The sequence below is a fragment of the Chryseobacterium fluminis genome (assembly GCF_026314945.1).
GTDB classification, from domain to species: Bacteria; Bacteroidota; Bacteroidia; order Flavobacteriales; family Weeksellaceae; genus Chryseobacterium; species Chryseobacterium fluminis.
The window spans coordinates 2,902,107-2,922,717 of the sequence record NZ_CP111121.1 but is presented as its reverse complement, the minus strand read 5'-3'; the positions used below and the strand labels follow the sequence as shown (position 1 = coordinate 2,922,717).

General features: G+C 37.8%; 21 protein-coding genes. 17 read left to right on the top strand and 4 right to left on the bottom strand.

Features of this window, described 5'->3' with window-relative positions; all coding sequences use genetic code 11:
• Window positions 1-89 precede the first annotated feature (89 nt).
• The 13 genes from ODZ84_RS13305 (at window position 90) to ODZ84_RS13245 (ending at window position 14,483) form a co-directional block, all read left to right on the top strand.
• Window positions 90-1,313, top strand: coding sequence for a 3'-5' exonuclease (locus tag ODZ84_RS13305; protein WP_266172834.1), 1,224 nt, complete (start codon window positions 90-92; stop codon window positions 1,311-1,313).
• Between the two features lie 308 nt (window positions 1,314-1,621).
• Window positions 1,622-2,824, top strand: a complete 1,203-nt coding sequence (gene lysA / locus ODZ84_RS13300; protein WP_266172833.1) for a diaminopimelate decarboxylase — start codon at window positions 1,622-1,624, stop codon at window positions 2,822-2,824.
• 177 nt (window positions 2,825-3,001) lie between these two features.
• Window positions 3,002-4,735, top strand: coding sequence for a thiamine pyrophosphate-dependent enzyme (locus ODZ84_RS13295; protein ID WP_266172832.1), 1,734 nt, complete (start codon window positions 3,002-3,004; stop codon window positions 4,733-4,735).
• Complete coding sequence (locus ODZ84_RS13290; RefSeq protein WP_266172831.1) at window positions 4,735-5,970, top strand: MFS transporter; 1,236 nt, start codon at window positions 4,735-4,737, stop codon at window positions 5,968-5,970. The genes ODZ84_RS13295 and ODZ84_RS13290 overlap by 1 nt, the downstream gene beginning before the upstream one ends.
• A 110-nt stretch (window positions 5,971-6,080) precedes the next feature.
• A complete protein-coding gene (locus ODZ84_RS13285; protein WP_266172830.1) occupies window positions 6,081-6,566 on the top strand; it encodes an energy transducer TonB in 486 nt (161 codons plus the stop codon).
• 91 nt (window positions 6,567-6,657) lie between these two features.
• Window positions 6,658-7,437 carry a hypothetical protein gene (locus ODZ84_RS13280; RefSeq protein ID WP_266172829.1) on the top strand — a complete coding sequence of 260 codons (780 nt, stop codon included), beginning with the start codon at window positions 6,658-6,660 and terminating at the stop codon, window positions 7,435-7,437.
• A gap of 116 nt (window positions 7,438-7,553) precedes the next feature.
• Window positions 7,554-8,993 (top strand): tRNA (N6-isopentenyl adenosine(37)-C2)-methylthiotransferase MiaB, encoded by a 1,440-nt coding sequence (gene miaB / locus ODZ84_RS13275; RefSeq protein ID WP_266172828.1) that lies wholly within the window; start codon window positions 7,554-7,556, stop codon window positions 8,991-8,993.
• 72 nt (window positions 8,994-9,065) lie between these two features.
• Window positions 9,066-9,494, top strand: a complete 429-nt coding sequence (locus tag ODZ84_RS13270; protein ID WP_266172827.1) for a hypothetical protein — start codon at window positions 9,066-9,068, stop codon at window positions 9,492-9,494.
• Window positions 9,495-9,580: 86 nt separating this feature from the next.
• Window positions 9,581-10,867 (top strand): sigma-54 interaction domain-containing protein, encoded by a 1,287-nt coding sequence (locus tag ODZ84_RS13265; RefSeq protein WP_266172826.1) that lies wholly within the window; start codon window positions 9,581-9,583, stop codon window positions 10,865-10,867.
• Between the two features lie 7 nt (window positions 10,868-10,874).
• Complete coding sequence (locus ODZ84_RS13260) at window positions 10,875-11,576, top strand: hypothetical protein (protein ID WP_266172825.1); 702 nt, start codon at window positions 10,875-10,877, stop codon at window positions 11,574-11,576.
• Window positions 11,573-12,094, top strand: a complete 522-nt coding sequence (gene lptE, locus ODZ84_RS13255) for an LPS assembly lipoprotein LptE (RefSeq protein WP_266172824.1) — start codon at window positions 11,573-11,575, stop codon at window positions 12,092-12,094. Before ODZ84_RS13260 ends, lptE begins: the two co-directional genes overlap by 4 nt.
• Window position 12,095: 1 nt before the next feature.
• Complete coding sequence (locus ODZ84_RS13250) at window positions 12,096-14,282, top strand: hypothetical protein (protein ID WP_266172823.1); 2,187 nt, start codon at window positions 12,096-12,098, stop codon at window positions 14,280-14,282.
• Window positions 14,283-14,288: 6 nt separating this feature from the next.
• Window positions 14,289-14,483, top strand: a complete 195-nt coding sequence (locus tag ODZ84_RS13245) for a hypothetical protein (protein WP_266172822.1) — start codon at window positions 14,289-14,291, stop codon at window positions 14,481-14,483.
• 12 nt (window positions 14,484-14,495) lie between these two features.
• Here the strand turns inward: ODZ84_RS13245 and ODZ84_RS13240 are convergent, their stop codons facing one another.
• From ODZ84_RS13240 to ODZ84_RS13225, 4 genes are all read right to left on the bottom strand, one after another.
• On the bottom strand, window positions 14,496-15,104 hold the full coding sequence (locus ODZ84_RS13240; RefSeq protein ID WP_266172820.1) for a DUF4126 domain-containing protein: 609 nt from the start codon (window positions 15,102-15,104) through the stop codon (window positions 14,496-14,498).
• Window positions 15,105-15,205: 101 nt separating this feature from the next.
• A complete protein-coding gene (rnpA, locus tag ODZ84_RS13235) occupies window positions 15,206-15,580 on the bottom strand; it encodes a ribonuclease P protein component (protein ID WP_266172817.1) in 375 nt (124 codons plus the stop codon).
• Between the two features lie 150 nt (window positions 15,581-15,730).
• Entirely contained in the window at window positions 15,731-16,453 is a 723-nt protein-coding gene (locus tag ODZ84_RS13230; protein ID WP_266172815.1) for a tRNA threonylcarbamoyladenosine dehydratase, read from the bottom strand.
• Window positions 16,446-17,072 carry a TatD family hydrolase gene (locus tag ODZ84_RS13225; RefSeq protein WP_266172814.1) on the bottom strand — a complete coding sequence of 209 codons (627 nt, stop codon included), beginning with the start codon at window positions 17,070-17,072 and terminating at the stop codon, window positions 16,446-16,448. The genes ODZ84_RS13230 and ODZ84_RS13225 overlap by 8 nt, the downstream gene beginning before the upstream one ends.
• 99 nt (window positions 17,073-17,171) lie before the next feature.
• Here ODZ84_RS13225 and ODZ84_RS13220 point away from each other — a divergent pair, with 99 nt between their 5' ends.
• The 4 genes from ODZ84_RS13220 to coaBC all read left to right on the top strand — a co-directional run bounded on the left by ODZ84_RS13220 (window position 17,172) and on the right by coaBC (window position 20,589).
• Window positions 17,172-17,801: a TetR/AcrR family transcriptional regulator gene (locus ODZ84_RS13220; RefSeq protein WP_266172812.1), complete on the top strand. Its 630-nt coding sequence runs from the start codon at window positions 17,172-17,174 to the stop codon at window positions 17,799-17,801.
• A gap of 103 nt (window positions 17,802-17,904) precedes the next feature.
• A complete protein-coding gene (locus ODZ84_RS13215) occupies window positions 17,905-18,900 on the top strand; it encodes an outer membrane protein assembly factor BamD (protein WP_266172811.1) in 996 nt (331 codons plus the stop codon).
• Window positions 18,901-18,941: 41 nt separating this feature from the next.
• Window positions 18,942-19,265, top strand: a complete 324-nt coding sequence (locus ODZ84_RS13210; RefSeq protein ID WP_266172810.1) for a DNA-directed RNA polymerase subunit omega — start codon at window positions 18,942-18,944, stop codon at window positions 19,263-19,265.
• A 121-nt stretch (window positions 19,266-19,386) separates the two neighbouring features.
• Entirely contained in the window at window positions 19,387-20,589 is a 1,203-nt protein-coding gene (coaBC, locus tag ODZ84_RS13205; protein ID WP_266172808.1) for a bifunctional phosphopantothenoylcysteine decarboxylase/phosphopantothenate--cysteine ligase CoaBC, read from the top strand.
• Window positions 20,590-20,611 lie beyond the last annotated feature (22 nt).

Sequence of the window (20,611 nt, the reverse complement as noted above, 5' to 3'; positions counted from 1 at the left end):
GGCATAAGTTATGTAGTTGATTAGCTGACATGAGATTTAGCTTTGTCAAAGGTAACTGAAAATTAATTTAAAGCTAGTTTTATATTTAAATGTATTCAATAATTGATATAGAAAGTAATGGTGCAGGTTACAGAAAAGAATGCATTATAGATATTGCCATTTACCGGTACGATGGACAAAAAATTGTCGATCAGTTCATCTCATTGGTGAATCCCGAAAGTGATATTACACCATTTGTCCAGAAACTGACCAGTATTACGCCTAAAATGGTCAAGACCGCTCCTAAATTTCACGAAATTGCCAAAAGGGTAGTGGAAATTACCCAAAACACAACATTGGTAGGTCATAATATTGACTTTGATTACAGAATGCTCCGCCAGTCTTTCCAAAGACTTGGATATGAATTCACAATCAATACGCTGGATACGATCCCTCTAGCTAAAAAATTGATTCCTGATGAGGTAAGTTATTCACTCGGAAAACTGGTAAAGTCACTCGGAATTCCACTGACGAATCATCACCGGGCGGAGGGCGATGCCCGGGCCACATTGGAACTGTTTAAGCTCCTGGTGTCAAAAGATACTGAAAACGAGATTATTCAGAAGCAGCATGAGGAAACCAATGCTAAATCCTATATAAATAAAATCAAACAGTTAACGCAGGATTTGCCAAACGAGAAAGGTTTCGTTTATTTTCAGAATGATGCAGGGAAAATTATTTTTTCAGATCATGTACAGGATATTAATAAGTTTTCTAAAAAGGTTTTTAACTCAAAATCCAAAAAATGGGAATCGATTCAGAATGGGACAGAACAGATCAATTTTGAACTTACGGGTACCGATATCATTGCCAAGCTGATTCTAAACTCTAAAAATATCAGAAAGAGGGACATTCTGCCTTTCGGATTGTATTTCAGAAACAACAGATACATTGTTGAAAAGAACACCCTGAATAAAGCGGAAAAACCGATTCTTAAATTCAGGTCTTTTACACAGGGCTCAAAAGCTGTTCAGTTTATCAATGATATTGAAGAATATAATGATCTGAATATTTTTAAAAACCGGATAGATTTTAAAAGAAGGAATGAACTTTGGCTTGGACAGGGAAGAAAGCTGGGCGAAAAATTATTTTTAATAATCGAAAACGGGAAGGTCTGTTCGTATGGTTTTTATGAACTGTTTACGCAGATTCAGACACTCAGCAAGCTTTCTAAATTAAAAATAGATCTTCTGTTTCAGTCTTCGGATTTAAATAATGACTTACAGCTGGCCTTACTTCGGGGTGATTTCGAAACCCTGCCGTTACCGAAATAATGCAATATCGACTGCAGTTCCGATCTTAATATGAAATTGATATTGTTGCTGAAGTACAAATTTCAGATCTCGATAATCTCCTTAAAAAGAAACACTTCGCAAATCAATTTTCAGGAAATAAAAAAGAATTAGTATTTTTGCAAAAATAAAACGAAGCAATGCAAAATTTTAAACAAAATAAAACCGGAAAAAAGGGAGCTGTAAAGTTTTCTAAGGTTTGGAATATGTAAAAGAGTTGCCTTGCATAAAATAATTATTGTGGCAGACTCTTTTCGAAGAATCTGCCCTTTTTATGCCAAAATAAAATTATGAATTCAAAAGAATTATTAAAGATTGCCAATGAATTTGGCACCCCGGTGTATGTTTACGACGCTGAATCTATTAAAACGCAATACGAAAAACTTACATCTTCTTTTTTAAAACACACAAGATTCTTCTATGCTGCTAAGGCACTGACAAACATTAACATCCTTAAGTATGTCAAGAACTTGGGTGCTTCTTTGGATTGTGTATCAATTAATGAGGTCAAACTGGGCCTGAAAGCCGGATTTTCGAAAGAAAAAATACTATTTACTCCCAACTGTGTCGACTTGGCTGAAATCGAAGAAGCAATGACATTCGGGGTGCATATCAATATTGATAATATTTCTATTCTTGAGCAGTTCGGAAACAAATACGGAAATACGTATCCCATTCTAGTAAGAATTAATCCGCATATTTTTGCAGGGGGCAACTATAAAATTTCAACAGGACATATCGACAGTAAGTTCGGTATTTCGATCCATCAGGTCCGTCATATCGAAAGAGTGATGAAGTCTACCAATTTAAATGTTGAAGGGCTTCATATGCATACAGGAAGCGAGATTAAAGATCCGGATGTTTTTCTTCAGGCTTTAGATATTATGCTGGAACTGTCAGAACATTTTCCGAATCTGAAATATCTTGACATGGGCAGTGGTTTTAAAATTCCTTATCAGGACAGTGAAGAGGAAACCGATGTGAAAACATTAGGAAAAAAAGTGGAAAAAGTGATTTCCGAATTTTCAAAATCTACCGGAAAAAAATTCGAATTGTGGTTCGAGCCGGGGAAATTCTTAGTAGGAAAAAGCGGATATTTATTGGTAAAAGCCAATGTGATCAAGCAGACAACCGCAACCGTTTTCGTAGGTGTGAATTCAGGCTTTAATCACCTGATCCGTCCGATGTTCTATGATTCTTATCACAATATAGAAAATCTATCCAATCCAAAAGGAGCGGAAAGAATCTATACCGTGGTCGGAAATATTTGTGAAACAGATACTTTTGCGTGGGACAGAAAGCTTAATGAAGTAAGAGAAGGAGATATTTTAGCTTTCCACAACGCGGGAGCCTATGGTTTTGAAATGAGTTCGAACTTTAATTCAAGACTGAAACCGGCGGAAGTTCTGTTCTTAGACGGAAAAGCGCATTTAATCAGAAAAAGAGATGAATTCGAGGATTTATTAAAAAACCAGATAGAAGTAATCAACTAAATACAAGAACCCTGCAGGAAATGGCAGGGTTTTTTTATGGAGTTAAGCTAATTTTAATACAAAACAATCTTTGAAATATTTATTATTCCCTAAATTTGATAGAGGCTTAATCTTATAAAGACCTCGTCAATCCATATTCACACCGTTTTCCTATATAAACACCAAAAAATATTAATTATGGCTAAAAACATAGCTGAGCAAATTGTGGAAATGCTCGAAAATGCAAATGTGAAAAGAATTTATGCAGTAACCGGCGACAGCCTTAATCATTTAAATATTGCCGTAAAAAAAAGCAGCATAGAATGGATCCATGTACGGCATGAAGAAGTAGGTGCCTATGCCGCCGCGGCAGAAGCCGAACTCGATGGTTTTGCTGTTTGCGCAGGAAGTTGTGGGCCGGGACATGTTCATTTAATTAACGGAGTCTATGAAGCACACCGTTCTCATATTCCCATGCTGGTAATAGCTTCTACCATTCCGAGCGAAGAAATGGGAATGGATTATTTCCAGGAAACAAATACTATAAAATTATTCGATGATTGCAGTTATTACAATCAGATGATCACAAGACCGGAGCAGGTTCAAAGAATGGTACAGACGGCAATTCAACATGCAATTTCCAAAAAAGGCGTAGCGGTAATCGGCCTGCCGGGGGATGTATCCGAACTGGATGCTGAAGAAGCTGCGACTTCCAATAAAATATTCAGAACCAATCCGGTAATTCGCCCTTCTGATGATGAATTAAATCAGCTGGCGGCATTAATTAACGAGAGCGGGAAAGTAACCATCTATTGTGGGATCGGTGCAGAGCATTCCAATGCTGAGGTGATAGCACTTTCAAAATATCTGAAAGCTCCGGTAGGATATTCTTTCCGGGGAAAAATGGCCATTCAGCCTAATAATCCTAACGAAGTGGGACTCACGGGACTCTTGGGGCTACCCTCTGCCTATCACGCCATGCATGAAGCAGATTTACTCATTCTGTTGGGAACGGATTTTCCTTACCAGAAATTCATGCCTGTAAAAAATAAAATCGTTCAGATTGACGAAAGCCCGGAAAGATTAGGAAGAAGGGCTAAGCTTGAATTGGGGCTTACCGGTGATGTGAAAGAAACCATCAAAGCGCTGTTGCCACTGCTGAAAGAAAAAACCGACGTTAATTTCCTGAATCAGCAATTGGAGTTTTACGAAAAAGTGAAAGAAGCCCAGCTTACGTATGTGAAAGATGCCGGAGAGGAAAATGCCATCCAGCCCGAATTTGTAACCCATACCTTAGACCAATTAGCGGAGAAAGATGCCATCTTTACAGTAGATACCGGGATGTGTTGTGTATGGGGCGCCAGATATATTACGGGAACAGGAGAAAGAAAAATGTTAGGATCATTTAACCACGGTTCGATGGCGAATGCAATGCCAATGGCTATCGGTGCTTCCCTGGCTCATCCGGACCGGCAGGTGATTGCGATGTGCGGAGACGGAGGATTATCTATGTTATTAGGAGATATGGCGACTATTTTTCAATACAAACTGCCCGTAAAGCTTATTGTCTTTAATAACAGGGCTTTGGGAATGGTGAAACTGGAAATGGAAGTTGGCGGAATGCCCGACAATGAAACAGATATGGTCAATCCTGATTTTGCAATGATTGCTCATGCCATGGGATATCCCGGGAAAAATGTTCACAAACCTGAAGAAGTGGAAGCGGCGATAAAGGAATGTCTGGAGTATACCGGCCCTTATTTACTGAATATCTTTACCAATCCGAATGCATTGGCCTTACCTCCGAAAATTGAATTCGATCAGGTTCTGGGAATGACAAAATCCATGGCACAGCTGATGCTGGGAGGAAAAATGGAAGAAGCGCTGGATACCGTAAAAACAAACTATAAACATATTAAAGGATTGCTATAATGAGTGCATCTCTGAAGAAATTCTATATCATAGCCTGGTTATTCGGACTGATTTTTTACTTTTTAGACTATGTCATCAGATCTGCTCCGGCAGTGATGATTCCTGAACTGGTCAGTAATTTTAACACCACTGAGCTGAAACTGATCAGCATGGTAGGAACCTATTATTACACTTATTCCACGTGTAGTCTGATTGCGGGAATTGCTTTAGACAAATTCGGGGGTAAAAAATCACTCTTTGCCGGGACATTGATTTTAGGAATCGGGTGCTTACTGTTTTTAATTTCAAGCCAGGTGGCAGGCGTTTCAGGAAGGCTGTTGCAGGGGGCGGGATGTGCATTTGCATTTCCAGGCTGTGTCTATCTGGCAAGTAAAGGTTTTTCTTCAAAGTCTTTGGCCACGGCCATCGGTTTTACTCAGTGTATCGGTATGCTGGGAGGGACTGCAGGGCAGTTTATTGTAGGTCCATGGGTGGAAAAAGGAGTTAATATTGATACTTTTTGGCTTTGGTCAGGAATTGTTACCATTATCACCGCATTGGGTTTGTTCCTCGTTATTCCTAAAGAAGATAAAGCGAAAGAACCGGGAGAATTGGGAGCTAAGCCAATAGGCTATCTGGAACCGTATAAAATTGTTTTTAAAAACCCACAGTCGTGGCTGTGTGGAATTACTTCAGGACTGCTGTTCGCGCCTACCACGATATTTGCGATGACATGGGCGGTTGCTTTTTTTCAGAAAGACAAACAGTTTGTTTTTCATGAAGCCGCCATTACCAGTGCCATGGTTGCGTTTGGATGGGTTTTTGGATGTCCGTTACTGGGTTTTATTACCGATAAAATAGGAAGAAGAAAGCCTGTTTTGGTCGCAGGTGCCACATTAATGATCATCAGCCTGCTTCAGTTAATTTATCTGCCGGATCTGTATCCTGCCAAAATCAGCATGTTTGTTCTTGGATTAGGTTCCGGAGCGGCAATGATTCCCTATTCCGTTATTAAAGAAGCGAATCCTGATTTTGTAAAAGGAAGTGCGACGGGAGCCATTAATTTCATCACTTTTGGAGTAACAACTTTATTGAGTCCTGTTTTCAGCAGGTGGTTTGGGAAAAGCCTGGATACTTCAGCAGGGAACATACATTTTCAACATTCGGTGTTATTCTGGATCGTGGGAATTGTATTGGCGATTGTCGTTTCACTGATGCTGAAAGAAACGGGCAGCAGAGCCAGGTCCAGCCTTTAAAAAAATAAATAATAAAATCAGATATTTACGGAAACTTCACTTTTTAGTGGAGTTTTTTTTGTTTTTTGGTGTAATTTTGGACTTTGTAAGCCTGAATAAAAAAATACACTATGAAAGCGATAGCATTATGTATAGGACTTTGTATGGCAAATTTATCATTTGCCCAGACGGATTTAGAGGACAGGGATGAATCTTTTATTGTTGAAAACAACAAAAATCTCCTTAAAATAGATATTAAGGAGCCGTTTCTACAGGTTGCCGTAAAAAACTGTAATGATTTTAAACCTGCTGCATTTGAAGGTGGAGCAGCGGCGTACAAACAGCTGCTCAGGAAATATATGTATACCTATCTTAATTCCGATTTTTATACCTTAACAGGAGATTTTACATTTACCCTTACCATCGATGCGACGGGTAAAGTGACTGATGTAGAGGGGGACCCGAAGGTCTTAAACAGCGATGTTTTTTTTGACGATATGCAGTATGTGGTGAGAAGAATCAAGAAAAGCTGGTCTCCGGCATTGTGCAACGGCCAGCCGGTAAAATCCGAAATGAAACTGAAGATGAACTTCTCTTCAATGTCTGCCGATATGTAATTTCAAAACTTAACGAAGTCAACTACTTAACCAGAATCATTATCATTCCAAAAAAATAATTAAAACTAATTTTACTTCAGACTATTTAACCATGATTAAAAATACTCTTCTATTCTTCTTCTCTATTTTTTCCTGTTGTCTTTATGCTCAAAACCAAATTTATGATGGATATCCTAAAGGACAGTTCTATTATAAAGGCGGCGAATTAGCATTATTGAAAGAAATAAAAAAAATCATTATATCTCAAAATATACAGGTATGTACTAATAAAGAAGAAAAATATGTAATTCCTGTCATTATTAATAACGATGCATCCATCAATTTTATAAAGTTTTCCGATTCAATTAATATAGCAAATAACAAATGTGCCTATGAATTTGGGATGAAAATTATTCCACATCTTAAAAATTGGGAACCTGCAATAATTAAGAACGAAAAGATAAGAGCGATTGCCGAGATTGAATTTCATCCTTTTTTCCTTTATTATACAAACGAAGATTTAAGAAAAAATAAAATGACCGAACCTGAATATAGCAAAGGATTAAAAAAATTCAGGGACGAGGTTACAGATGTACTTTCCAGAAGTTTAATTAAGAATGAAAACAATTCATCTATGCTGGTGTTTTCGATTGATGATAATGGAGATTTAACTGATGTTGCTATTATAGACAGTAAACTAAATGAGAGAGACAGAAAAGAATTAGCCTATAGAATTACAAAAATAGGGGGTAAATGGAAACCCGCCACTTTTAATGGTGTTTCTTTCAAAAAAGACTTGCGCATTTCCTTACGTCAGGAATTTAGTTTTGAACCGGAAAGGGAGAGGCAGAAATATTATGATAATTATTATAATTCGATGAGATTTAGATAGTCCTGCCATTCTGTCATAAGATTTTGTATCTTTGCAAATTCAGGAAGTTCAAAGTTTAAAAAATCAAAGTCGGAAAACTTTGAGCTTTAAATAATGAATGGTAAAAAGATACTACAGTGCAAGAAAAATATATAGACGAGACAAAACAGGGAGAAGCATTCGCCATCGCGGAGAAAGACGGAAACTCTAAGAAACTATTTTTAGAGAGTTATGGCTGTCAGATGAACTTTTCTGATTCTGAAATCGTTGCCTCTATCCTGAATGAGCAGGGGTATAATACCACGCTTAAGGTAGAGGAAGCAGATCTCATTCTTTTAAATACATGTTCGATCCGTGAAAAAGCCGAGCAGACCGTAAGAATGCGTCTTTCCCAATTCAAAAATCTGAAAAAGGAAAAACCGAACATGACGGTTGGGGTTTTAGGCTGTATGGCAGAAAGGCTTAAAACAAAATTCCTGGAAGAAGAACAGCTGGTTGATCTTGTGGTTGGACCGGATGCCTACAGAGATTTACCCAATCTGTTAAAGGAGACAGAAGACGGAAGAGATGCGATAAATGTAATTCTGTCAAAAGAAGAAACCTATGCAGATATTAATCCTGTCCGTTTAGGCGGAAATGGTGTTACAGCATTTGTCACCATTACAAGAGGTTGTGATAATATGTGTACGTTCTGTGTCGTTCCTTTTACAAGAGGCAGAGAGAGGAGCCGCGACCCGCACTCTATTTTAGAAGAGTGTAAAAGTCTCTGGCAGAGCGGCTACAAAGAAATTACTCTTTTGGGACAAAATGTAGATTCTTATCTCTGGTATGGAGGAGGTCCTAAAAAAGACTTTGCGAAAGCCTCAGAAATGCAGAAAGCTACAGCCGTTAATTTTGCCCAATTGCTTGACCTGGTAGCGAAAGCCATTCCTGAAATGAGAATCAGATTTTCAACTTCGAATCCTCAGGATATGAGCCTGGATGTATTCAGAATGATGGCAAAACATGAGAACATCTGTAAATATGTTCACCTGCCGGTTCAGAGTGGAAGCAACAGGATGCTGGAAGCAATGAACAGACAGCATACCCGTGAAGAATATCTGGATCTGATTAAAAAGGCAAAAGAAATTGTTCCGGATATTTCTTTTTCCCAGGATATGATCATCGGTTTCTGTAATGAAACTGAGGAAGATCATCAGGATACTTTAAGTCTGATGAGAGAAGTGGAATATGATTACGGTTATATGTTTGCCTATTCAGAAAGACCGGGAACTCCGGCCCATAAAAAAATGGAAGATAATATTCCTGCGGAAATCAAGCAGAGACGTCTGGCAGAAGTCATCGCGCTACAAGGTGAGCTGTCCAGAGAACGAATGAAATCCTACGTTGGAAAAAACCATCAGATTCTGATCGAAGGAATTTCCAAAAAGAATAAAAATCAGTGGAAGGGAAGAAATTCGCAGAATGCCGTTTGTGTCTTTGATATGTTGGAAGGACAGAAAATAGGTGACATTGTGGACGTATTTGTATTTGACAACACCCAGGGCACACTTTTAGGAGAAACAGTAAAAGGCTAATTCGTTTATTGATTAATAACGTACTGCCAATAGTAAATCGTAAAAATTATCAACAATAACCTGTAATAGACAATGGAAAAGTTTCAGAAATATTGCCTCAGTGTTTTATTGGTAATCATATGCAGTAATGTTTCGGCACAGATAGGACATGGAAGTGCTGATCATGAAGATTATAAGAAACTTTACGAATTTTATACAAAACTCTTAATCTCACAGGACTGTCAGAAGGCTCAGCAACTTTCAGCTCAGAAAAAAGTCGGTCATTTTGCCATACATCAGAAGCAAAATGCGGCTGATCTCATTGAAAATATCTTTCCAAACCGTCAGAATAACCACAGTTTTTATAAGCTCTGGCTTATAGATTTAGAAGAAGAGAGAGATTGTCGGATTTTATATAATTTCGAAAAACTTGGCAAACAACATGGCTTTGCTGAAATCATATCTTTTAAAAGCAAGGTTTCAAAAGTAAGAAACAAAGATTATTTGGAAGCAATCAGTTAAAATTTATAACAAATTCATTTAACTAATTAAAAGATTTTCAGTTTATTACGAAGATCCGCCTCAAATCAATAATCTAAATTTTACTTATGAGTATCGAATTACAAAACATAAAAAACCGTTTCGGAATTATCGGGAATTTTCCAGCTCTAAACCGCGCTTTGGAGAAATCGATTCAGGTAGCTCCGACAGATATTTCCGTGCTGGTCATCGGGGAAAGTGGAGTTGGGAAAGAATTTATCCCTAAAATCATTCATTCGGAATCCAAAAGAAAGCATCAGCCCTATATTGTTGTCAATTGTGGTGCCATTCCGGAGGGAACCATCGATTCAGAATTGTTCGGTCACGAAAAAGGGGCCTTTACAGGAGCTACAGCAACCAGAAAAGGATATTTTGAAGTAGCAGACGGAGGAACTATTTTCCTTGATGAGGTGGGCGAGCTTCCATTACAGACACAGGTTCGTTTACTGAGAGTACTGGAAAGCGGAGAATTCATGAAAGTAGGTTCTTCACAGGTCCAGAAAACAAATGTAAGAATCGTAGCGGCTACCAATGTGAATATGATGAAGGCCATTCAAGACGGACGATTTCGTGAAGACCTGTATTATCGTCTAAATACCGTACAGATTGATATGCCGCCCTTAAGAGAACGAAAAGGAGACGTCCATCTGCTGTTCCGGAAATTTGCCATAGATTTTGCTGAAAAATACAGAATGCCTGAGCTTGAGCTGGATCCGGGCGCAGTACATTATATAGAAAATTATACGTTTCCCGGGAATGTAAGACAGTTGCGAAACCTGGTAGAGCAGATGACCGTGGTGGAGAGGAACAGGCATGTCACCGTAGATAAGCTGGCAGAATATATTCCTATGGAAACTCATCTTCCTATGGTAGTCAACCAGCCCAATAATTCAAAACAGACGGATTTTGGCAGCGAAAGAGAAATCATGTATAAAATTCTCTTCGATATGAGAAGTGATATTAATGATTTAAAATCATTAACTTCGGAGCTTATTAAAAATCGTGGCGCCGCAGATCTGAGCAATCATGAGAAAAACCTGATTAACAGGATCTATACTCCTGAACCGCAGCAGAATGCCGGTCCGGGTTCTCTGATGTATTTTGAAGAGAATCATCATCCTGCAGTGCAGAATCCTACCATTATTTCGAATCCTGAAGAGAGTTATGAGGATTTTGAAGATATTGAAATTGAGGAAAACAGACCAGAATCTTTATCTCTGCAGAATAATGAAAAAGATTTGATTATCAAGGCACTGGAAAAACATAAAGGACGCAGAAATAAAGCTGCTGACGAGTTGGGAATCTCGCAAAGAACTTTATACAGAAAAATAAAACAGTATAACTTAGAGGAATAATAAACGCATGGGGAACTTTGATTTAATAACAAACAAAGGATATAATTTCAACATAGGAAAATATATTTCCGAAGGAATTGATCTGTTTAAAAAAGATATTGGAGGCTTTGTATTGGCGACCCTTTTAGCTGTTATAATGAGCATTATCCCTTTTTGCGGAATATTGGCCATCGGAAACTTTTATAAAATCTGTAAAAAGGCTGACGAAGGAAAACCTGTACAGGCCGGTGATATTTTTGATTTTACAGATTTCTTTGTGTACTTTAAGTTATTGATATTACTTATGGCGGTAGTCTTTATATTAATGATCCCGGTACAGTTCTCATTAATTCCGTTACTGGCAGCTGCAAAATATGGTAACGATCCCGGTGCTGTAGGCTCAGCATTATTTGCCGGAGGATTTATAATCTGGTTTTGCCTCTTTATAATATTGATGTTTGCATTTTCTGTATCTTTTTATTTTGTGCAGCCGCTTATTTCAGTATACAGAGTTCAAAGTGTTAGACAAGCCTTTGGTTTATCATGGAAAATTGCCAAAAAGAACTTCTGGATGATTTTTATTTTCATGATTCTTGCAGGAGTTATTTCACAGATAGGTATTCTGGCATGTGGTATCGGTATTTTTCTTACTGCTCCGCTTGGGCTTTGCATTAAATACATGAGTTTTAAAGACGTTTTAGAAACGCAAAATCAAAAGATTGGTTTATGAGTAAAACAAAATTAATTTTCGGGTTTATTATCCTTACATTGTTCGTGCAATGCTACTCTTTTACAGGGTCATCTCTTACAGATGAGAAAACGGTTCAGATCAATGAATTTCCAAACAATGCCGCTCTGGTGAATCCTGCTTTATCTCAGCAGTTTTCAACGGATATTCAAAACCGGTTTTTACAAAGGACAACCTTAAAAGGAACGAAAGAAAATCCTGATATTCTGATTGAAGGTGAGATCACGGATTACTCTATTTCTCCTACGACAATCAGCTCAACGACGACTACCACCACGACAGGAGGAGTGATCAATGAATCTCAGAACAAACTGATAATTACCGTGAAAGTGCACTATGAAAACAAAATTCATCCGGATTCCAGTTTCGACAGGACCTATTCTGATGAAGCAGTCTTCAATAATAGCCTATCTCAGAGTGATATAGAAAATTCACAGGTTAAAATTGTAACCGATAGAATTATCAATAAGATTTTTAACGATATTGTAGCAAACTGGTAAGATGAATCCTAGAGTTTTAGAATTATTAAAGAACCCCAAAAATATTCAGTCAGAAGACCTCAATCTTTTGAAAGAAGAGATTGATTCTTTTCCGTTTATTCAAAATATCAGGGCATTGCATCTTTATGGTATTCACCTTTATGATAAAGCGAATTATCAGAAAGAGCTTTCCACAACGGCAGCCTATACCACAGATAAAAAAATACTATATCAGCTGATCAATGGTAAAATACACCAGAAACAAAATACAGCAGAAGAACTTGTCGCTGAAGAACAAACAAAGGCTCCCAAAAATACATTCAGCTATACTTATAAAAGTCAGAATTTTCCGTTAAAAAGAGAAGATAAGACAGCAGCTCCTGCTGAAAATCCGGCCTTGGCCCCTATTGAGCAATTGGAACCGTCAGAAATTCCGGAAAATGAATTCTCAGAGAAGACAGCAGCGGAAAATAAATATGCTGAAGCGGCAAGTCTTGTCCAAAATAACACCCCGGAATCTGTAGAGGTTTATGTAAATGGTGAAAGAAACAGAATTTTATTTGAAGGTGAAGAAAATTTCCTCAGCGAAGAAAATTATGAAACCATAGATCTTGAATCTACACTCGAATCCGGATCTATTGTAACGTACAGACCGAAATCTCTTCAGATAGAAAATGATGATCAGGAAACAGCTTCTGATGTATCTGCAGAGCCTCTGGCTGCTGAAGAAGAATCAGGTTCTGAAAAAAATACCGGATCTGAAAATAAATCAGATACAGAAATTACAGGAGCTCAATCAGATACCGGCATTAGTGAAGTAGAATCTATAATAGCTGACATAGATATTTCGCCAGATACTCCGGAACAAAATACAGAAGAAGAAAAAGAAGAACAGATTATTTCAGGTGAAAATTCAGAACATCTCCTGAAAGAAGAGGTGGAATTTACTTCGGAAACCATCATTGATGGAGATAAAATAGCTTCGGAAGAGGTTAAAGATACCGTTAAAGAAGAATCTGATATCAGTTTTCATGAAACGGAGTCTTTTTTGCCTGACGTGACCATTCCTTCTGATACAGTGGAGAAACCCGAACTGATTTCCGGAAATACAGAACCTGTTGAAAGCAATTCTGAGGCAGATCCGGATAAGGTACCGGGAGACCAGCAGAAGTCTCAAAATGAGGAAACGTCTGCAGGAGTTTTAAATAAACATGAGGAGGAAATAAGACGTCTTATTGAGCAGGTAGAAAGGAAAATGAAGGAAAGCAGAAAGGTTTCTGATGAGCAGAAAACAGATGAGCCTGAGACCGCCGGTAATGATAATATCAGTTTCGCTGAAACCCAGAATTTTGACATCGTTTCCGCTGAGGAAGAAATAGAAGAGAAAGTTCCAGAAACCACGCAGGATGCTCAGGATGAGGAGATAATTATAGTTCACGAGCCTGAAGCGGAGAAAGAAATTATAAACGAGTGGAAACCTATGAGTTTTGAAGCTCATGTTCCGGATTCTCTGATCAATAAAGAACAAACAGCTTCTCAACCGGAAGAAAAAGTTAATGAACCTGAAATTTCAGAAAAAGAAAACACAGTACCTGAAAAAGACGACGTTCGGGAAATAACGGAAGATCAGGAGAAACAGGAAATGAATGACCATATTTCTGAAATTGAGGAAGAATCAGTAATACCGGAACAAAAGGAAAATGAAGCACCGGTCATGAATGTTTCTTTCTTCAGTTCTGATATTTCCAGATGGTCTTCAGAAAAAACCGAACCTGAACCTGTATCCGATACAGAGAAAGAAAAGCAGGAAAATCCTGAAGTGAAAGTTAAAAGTCCTGCAGACAGCAATGTTCCGGGATTCATCAATACATGGCAGAGCTGGCTTAAAATCGACAGACATGAGGGAGAACCTGTGCCGGTAGAAGACAAAAAAGAAATTGTAGAGATTAAGAATAAAGTGATTGAAACCTTTATCGAAAACAACCCCAGAATTTCCCAGCTGAAAGAAGAGTCTGCATATGTTATCAAAGAAAGAAACGACGATATTTCTCACTTAATGACCGAGACCCTCGCCACTTTGTACTTTGAACAGAAATTGTATACAAAAGCCATTAAAGCATTTGAAATATTAATTAAGAAAACACCGGAAAAGAAAGCCTATTTTGAAGAAAGAATTCAGAAAATAAAAGATTTCAGAAGCAAAAATTAATACAGGATGAATAGGAAGATCATAGGGCTTACGGTAGCTTACCTGATGCTGGGTTTTTTGTTTTCCGTCATGTTTTATCCTGACTTATCCCGGAAACAGGCATTGCTACGCGGATATGTAACACTGCTCTTTCCTTTTGGATACGGAGTTTATCAGCAAATACAATTAAAAAGAAATACAAGAGAAAAGACTGGGAGATAAACCTGGTCTTTTTTATGTATGATGAACCCTTTTTTTTCTGCTTCTTAATTTTTTCCATGCTTTTCTTCCCAGAATTATAATGCACACAATTGTGATGATCGTAAAAATCACAGCAATTACAGGAGCAGCCATTGCTAAAATAGACATAATCCCGGCGCCGGCCGTTTCTGTAGTTCCCACCACAGAATTTCCTAATCCTCCTGTTGTGGCAGTAGAGGCCGCACGAATCCCCGCAAAGCCCGAACTTATCGTAGCTGCAGTTCCTCCTCCCGCTATTAATGCGAGGCCCCATTGTGAAAATGACCCGATACCCGCAAACTGGCTGGCAAATAACAGAGAGCCGGCAATTGTTGCCAGCGGAACCGATACCGTATCCAGGAGATGATCAATAAAAGGAATGTAATAGGCCAGAACTTCAACCACTGTCGCTATTGCTGTTGTAATGAGAGTAGGAAGCCCGGTAAGCCATTCAAACTGCTCGCTCATAGGGATCCAATGGAAGTACGAGGCCAGACTCACGGCAAATAAAGGCAGGAAAACCCTGAATCCACTGGCGGCAGCTAAGCCGATACCTATAAAAGCACTTAGAATATAGGATAGATAGGGAACATTTTCTAACATATTAATTTTTCGGATGATTTGTTTCCCTGAAAGTTACAAAAAAAATATTTCCAATGAAAACTGAAAGATTGAGAAGACCCTAATATATCGGGAAAGAAGAATTAAGATTTCTTCTGGGTCTGGCAAAGCCTGATAAACTGTGTTTCCACGTCCTGAAATTTTTTGGGCATTTCCGGAGAAGTCCAGAAAAGCATCGCCACGGTTTTTTCTCCGAACGCTTCTTTGAAAAGGTCTTTGTTCATACGGTAGCATTCCCGGAGAAGCCTCTTTACCCGATTTCTGTGTACCGCTTTTTTAAAATATCTTTTAGATACTGAAACCGAGAATTTTGCAGAGCTTACCGGGAAATCAGGCTTATCTTTTAAAAGAATGATCCTAAGGTTTCCATAGGTTCTCCATTTGCCTTTTTCAAAAAGTAAGGCAATTTCAGTTTTAGCTTTCAGCTTTTCTGCTCTGGGATATTTGGAATCTGTCATTTACGGATGGTAAATATAAGGCATATTTTATTGTTTTTTGATACTCCGTCTGATTTGGGCTGACTGTGTGAGATTTACTGCTGTCATTAATTTTAATTCCGGCAATGTTTGTGTATAGAACCTCAAAAAAAATAGAGATCATGTGAAAATCTAATCTTTCAGCAAATGATTGATAACTTCCGAAGCCGTATAAAGACCAAAAATGGCAGGCATATAACTGATGGTCCCGTAAAAAGATCTTTTATAATTGGTCCCGTCGGTCATTTTCAGACTTTCCTCATCCTGAATGTCATTGGCAAAAACACAACGTACCCCTTTGTCAATTTTTACTTTTTTCAGCCTTTTTCTCACCTGTCTGGCAAGGTGACAATGTTCGGTCTTACTGATATCTCTTACCATGACTTTGCTGGGATCGGTTTTTCCGCCCGCGCCCATAGAGCTCACGATCTTTATTCTTCTTCTTTTAGCGGCAATGATTAAAGAAAGTTTTGGCGTTACGCTGTCGATACAGTCCAAAACGTAATCAAATTTCGCAGAATCCAATACTTCGTCCATTCTTTCAGGATTTAGAAATTCATTGATCTTTACCAGATTAAGCGTTGGGTTAATGTCTAAAAGACGATCTGCAACAAGATCTACCTTATGCTTTCCAATAGTAGAATGCAGTGCGGGTAACTGTCTGTTAATATTTGTGATATCTACGGTGTCACCGTCTACAATGGTCATATTACCGACTCCGGCTCTTGCAAGAAATTCAGCAGCAAAAGAGCCTACTCCTCCCAAGCCGACGACCAGAACAGTTGCCTTGTTGAGTTTTTCCAATCCTTCTTCTTTTATCAGAAGCTCCGTTCTTTCCAGCCAGTATTTATCCATTTTGTATCGTCTCTAAATTTTCTAAAATCTGTTCATTTAATCTCTCTAAAGAAATCCCTTTGATTTCTGATGCTTTCTGATATAATTCTTCAATTATAAAATCATCATTGTCCGTTTCCAGAAACACTTTATCCAGAGGAATCATTTTCAAAGTATTTTGCAAAGATAAATTATACAAAACCGCTTTTCCAAAACTCAGATAAAAATTATTTTTAAGTAAATCTTCTGCGATACTGTGCTTTTTATTAAAACCGTGAATGATCATAGACTGTTCTGCGTATTTTTTAAAGGAAATGACTTCATAGAACTTTCTTACACAGTGGATGATCAATGGTTTTTTAAGTTCGTTGGCAATTTCAATCTGTCTTAAAAAAACATCTTCCTGAATTTTTTGATCAGTTTCCGAAAAAGAATCCAGTCCGCATTCCCCGATGGCAAAGCAGTGACTGTCGATATTGGAACGCAGCCAGTCAAACTGAGACTCTAAGGCATCGGCAGCAATCTCTTTAGGATGAATGCCTATAGAATATGGGAAATCCGGAGGAATTTCTCTGAGGTTTACATTATAAACACCGTATCTCAAATTATTCTTATGGTGATGAAAATCAAAAAATTCCATTTGTCAAAAATAAGGTTATTTAGAATTAATATAAAATTATTAAACGAACGTTTATAAATTTGTTAAAAATTTCTTAACTTTACCTGAAAGCAGCACTTTATGAAAAAAAAATTTACTGAGAAACAAATTCACATATTAGACATCGCAGAGGAACTAATTGCGAAAAAAGGGTATGAAGGAACATCCGTGCGGGATATCTGTTCCAAAGCCAATATTAATGTGGCAATGATCTCCTATTACTTCGGATCAAAAGAGAAAATGATGTCTTATCTCTATCAGTACCGGGTTTTAAAAACAAGAGAGAATTTTTCTGAATTTGCAGATACCATTAAAGATGGTAAACCGGAAATGCAGATGAAAGAAATCATAAAATATATTGTCTCGCAGTTATTTAAATACAATTATTTCCACGGATTTGTTACCCAGGAACTGCGCCATACCGATAATCTCAAAGATGAATTGCTGGATTTCTATCAGCTGTTTGTCAAAAAACTGGATGATGTGATCAAAAAAGGGGTCGCCTCAGGTGTTTTCACATTTACTCCCAAACCGGAAGATATCCTCACCACCATTATCGGGTCAACCTTATTTGTGATCCGCAATAAAAATTTTTACGAACTGTATGTTCCGAGTAAAAGTGAGGAAACCTATGCTAAAGAAGCGGAGAAAAAGGTAAGGATGAATCTCTTGCTTAGTGTTTTTGCTATTTTGGGATACACGGCAGACTAAAATTACGTTAAATAATCATAAAAAAAAATCTATTGGCAAAAAAGTTATATTTTTGCAAATTAGTAAATCGGTGGTATAGTCCGAAAACTGTTGAATTTTTTATATGAAAAAATATATTTTAGGTCTTTTTGCTGTAGCGGTGGTTGCATCATGCGTGAGTCAGCAGGAAAAAGCAATGAAAAGTGCTGATAAAAATTTCATTCTAAAAGCAGCAAATGATAATTTTGCTAAAAAGAAATGGAAAAATGCGCTGGCTCTTTATGACAGACTTGCCAATCTTGTTGCCGGAACGGATGATTTTCCAAATGTAGGTTTTAATACGGCCTATGCAAATTATTACGATAAAAACTTTAAACTGGCAGGACACCAGTTTAAGAACTTTGCCGTAAGTTTTCCGAAAGATCCAAGAGCAGAAGAGGCAGCTTATATGTCGGCTTTATGTTATTACGAAGGGTCTATGGATTATAATCTGGATCAGACTAGCACGGAGCTTGCTATAAACGAACTTCAGGATTTCTTAAACAATTATCCGAACTCTGAAAGATCCAAGAATATCACAACATTAATCGATGAGTTGTCTTACAAGCTTGAATTTAAAGCATACGAAAACGCAAGACAGTATTTCAATATGGGGGATTATAAAGCGGCAAACGTTGCTTTGGAAAATGTACTGGAAGATTTTCCAAGTACAAAACTCCGTCCGAAAATTTATGATTATATGATGAAATCCCGTTACCAGCTGGCGGTAAAATCAATTTATGATCTTAAAGATGAACGTATTGATAATGCGCTGGCATTTACCAGACAGGTCGAAAAAGATCTTCCAAATACAGAATATTCCAAAACAGCTTTGGAGCTGAGACAAAAACTGGAGAAAGAGAAGAAAGATTTCGTTGTTGTAAAAAAGAATACAGAAGCCAGAATTGCAGCTTTAACAGCCCGACAGAAAAAAGAAGCGGATAAGCTGGCTGCGCAGAATAAAACAGAGCAGCAGATGAAGGATCAGGTAGATGCCGAGAAGAAAGCAATGCAGATCCAGAGGGATAGTGCGGTAATAAATACCCCTCCTCCGGCGGCGACTTTCAAAATTCAAAGATAATTCGTAAATTTGCGATCTTAAAATAATTTAATTTTCTCAAAATGAGTGTAAAAGATACAAAAGCAGAAGTAAATACTATCACTTACGATAAGGATAAGATTGAAGATAAAGTAGGTTCAATCTATGAAGCTATTGTTATCATGGGAAAGAGAGCAGAGCAGATCAATGCTGAAATTCGTACTGAGTTACACAACAAATTAGACGAATTTGCTGTTCACAATTCTACATTGGAAGAAGTTTTCGAAAACAGAGAACAGATCGAGATCTCCAAACATTACGAAAAACTTCCGAAACCAACTTCGATCGCTGTTGAAGAATGGCTGAATGAAGATATCTACTTCAGAAAAACAGAAGAAAGAAAATAAACATTCGTGTTTTTTATATGTGAAGGTCATAAAAGGATTATTTCTTTTTATGACCTTTGTTGTTAGGAAACAGGTTTATGCGAAAAAATAAGTAATTTAGTATTTTAAAAAATTAAACTACATGAGTCTTTCCGGGAAAAAAATTCTCATTGCTGTTTCTGGAGGTATTGCAGCATACAAAATTCATTTTCTGATAAGAGATTTCGTTAAAAAGAATGCTGAAGTCCAGGTTATCATGACGCCGGATGCAGAAAATTTTGTTACAAAATTAAGTCTGGCGACCTTATCGAAAAAGCCTGTCTATTCAGATTTTTATGGTGATAACGGAACATGGAACAGTCATGTGGAGCTCGGTTTATGGGCTGATGTCATGGTAGTGGCACCCTGCACGGCCAATACCTTGGCAAAGATGGTTTACGGAATGTGTGATAATCTGGTTATTGCCACCTATATGTCTGCAAAATGTCCTGTTTTTATAGCTCCGGCGATGGATTTGGATATGTATGCACACCCATCGACCCAGAAAAATATAGAATTGGCCGAAAGCTTCGGACATACCATTATTCCTGCTGAGAACGGAGAGCTGGCAAGCGGGCTGGTCGGTCAGGGAAGAATGGCGGAGCCTGAAACAATTGCGAACGCTGTTGAAAAATTTTTTAATAAAAATGACAGAAAGACCCTGCAGGATAAAGTCGTTTTGATTACCGCAGGACCAACTTATGAATCGATTGATCCTGTGAGGTTTATCGGAAATCATTCGTCAGGAAAGATGGGCTTTTCTCTGGCTGAAGAGGCTTCAAAGCGCGGCGCAAAAGTTATTCTTATTTTGGGACCCAGTGTTCAGAATATCCATGATCCGAATGTGACGGTGCATAGAGTGGTTTCTGCAAAAGAAATGCTGGCAAAGGTTTTTGAGTTTTATGAACACGCAGATATCGCTATTGCGAGTGCAGCCGTGGCAGATTATGCTCCGAAAGAAGTTGCCACAGAAAAAATTAAAAAGAATGATGAGAATTTAACCATTGAACTGGTTAAAAATCCGGATATCCTTAAAACCATGGGTGAGCAGAAAGAACATCAGTTTTTGGTGGGTTTCGCTCTGGAAACCCAGAATGAAGAAGAAAATGCAATCGGGAAGCTTCACAGAAAGAACCTCGATATGATTATCCTGAATTCGCTGCGTGATGAAGGAGCCGGTTTTAAAAATGATACCAATAAAATTAAAATATTTACAAAGACGGAAAAGAAAGAATTTAACCTCAAATCAAAAGCCGAAGTTGCTACAGATATTCTCAATTTCGTTGAGGATCAACTTTTAAAATAATTTTAATAAATTTCCGTTCTCA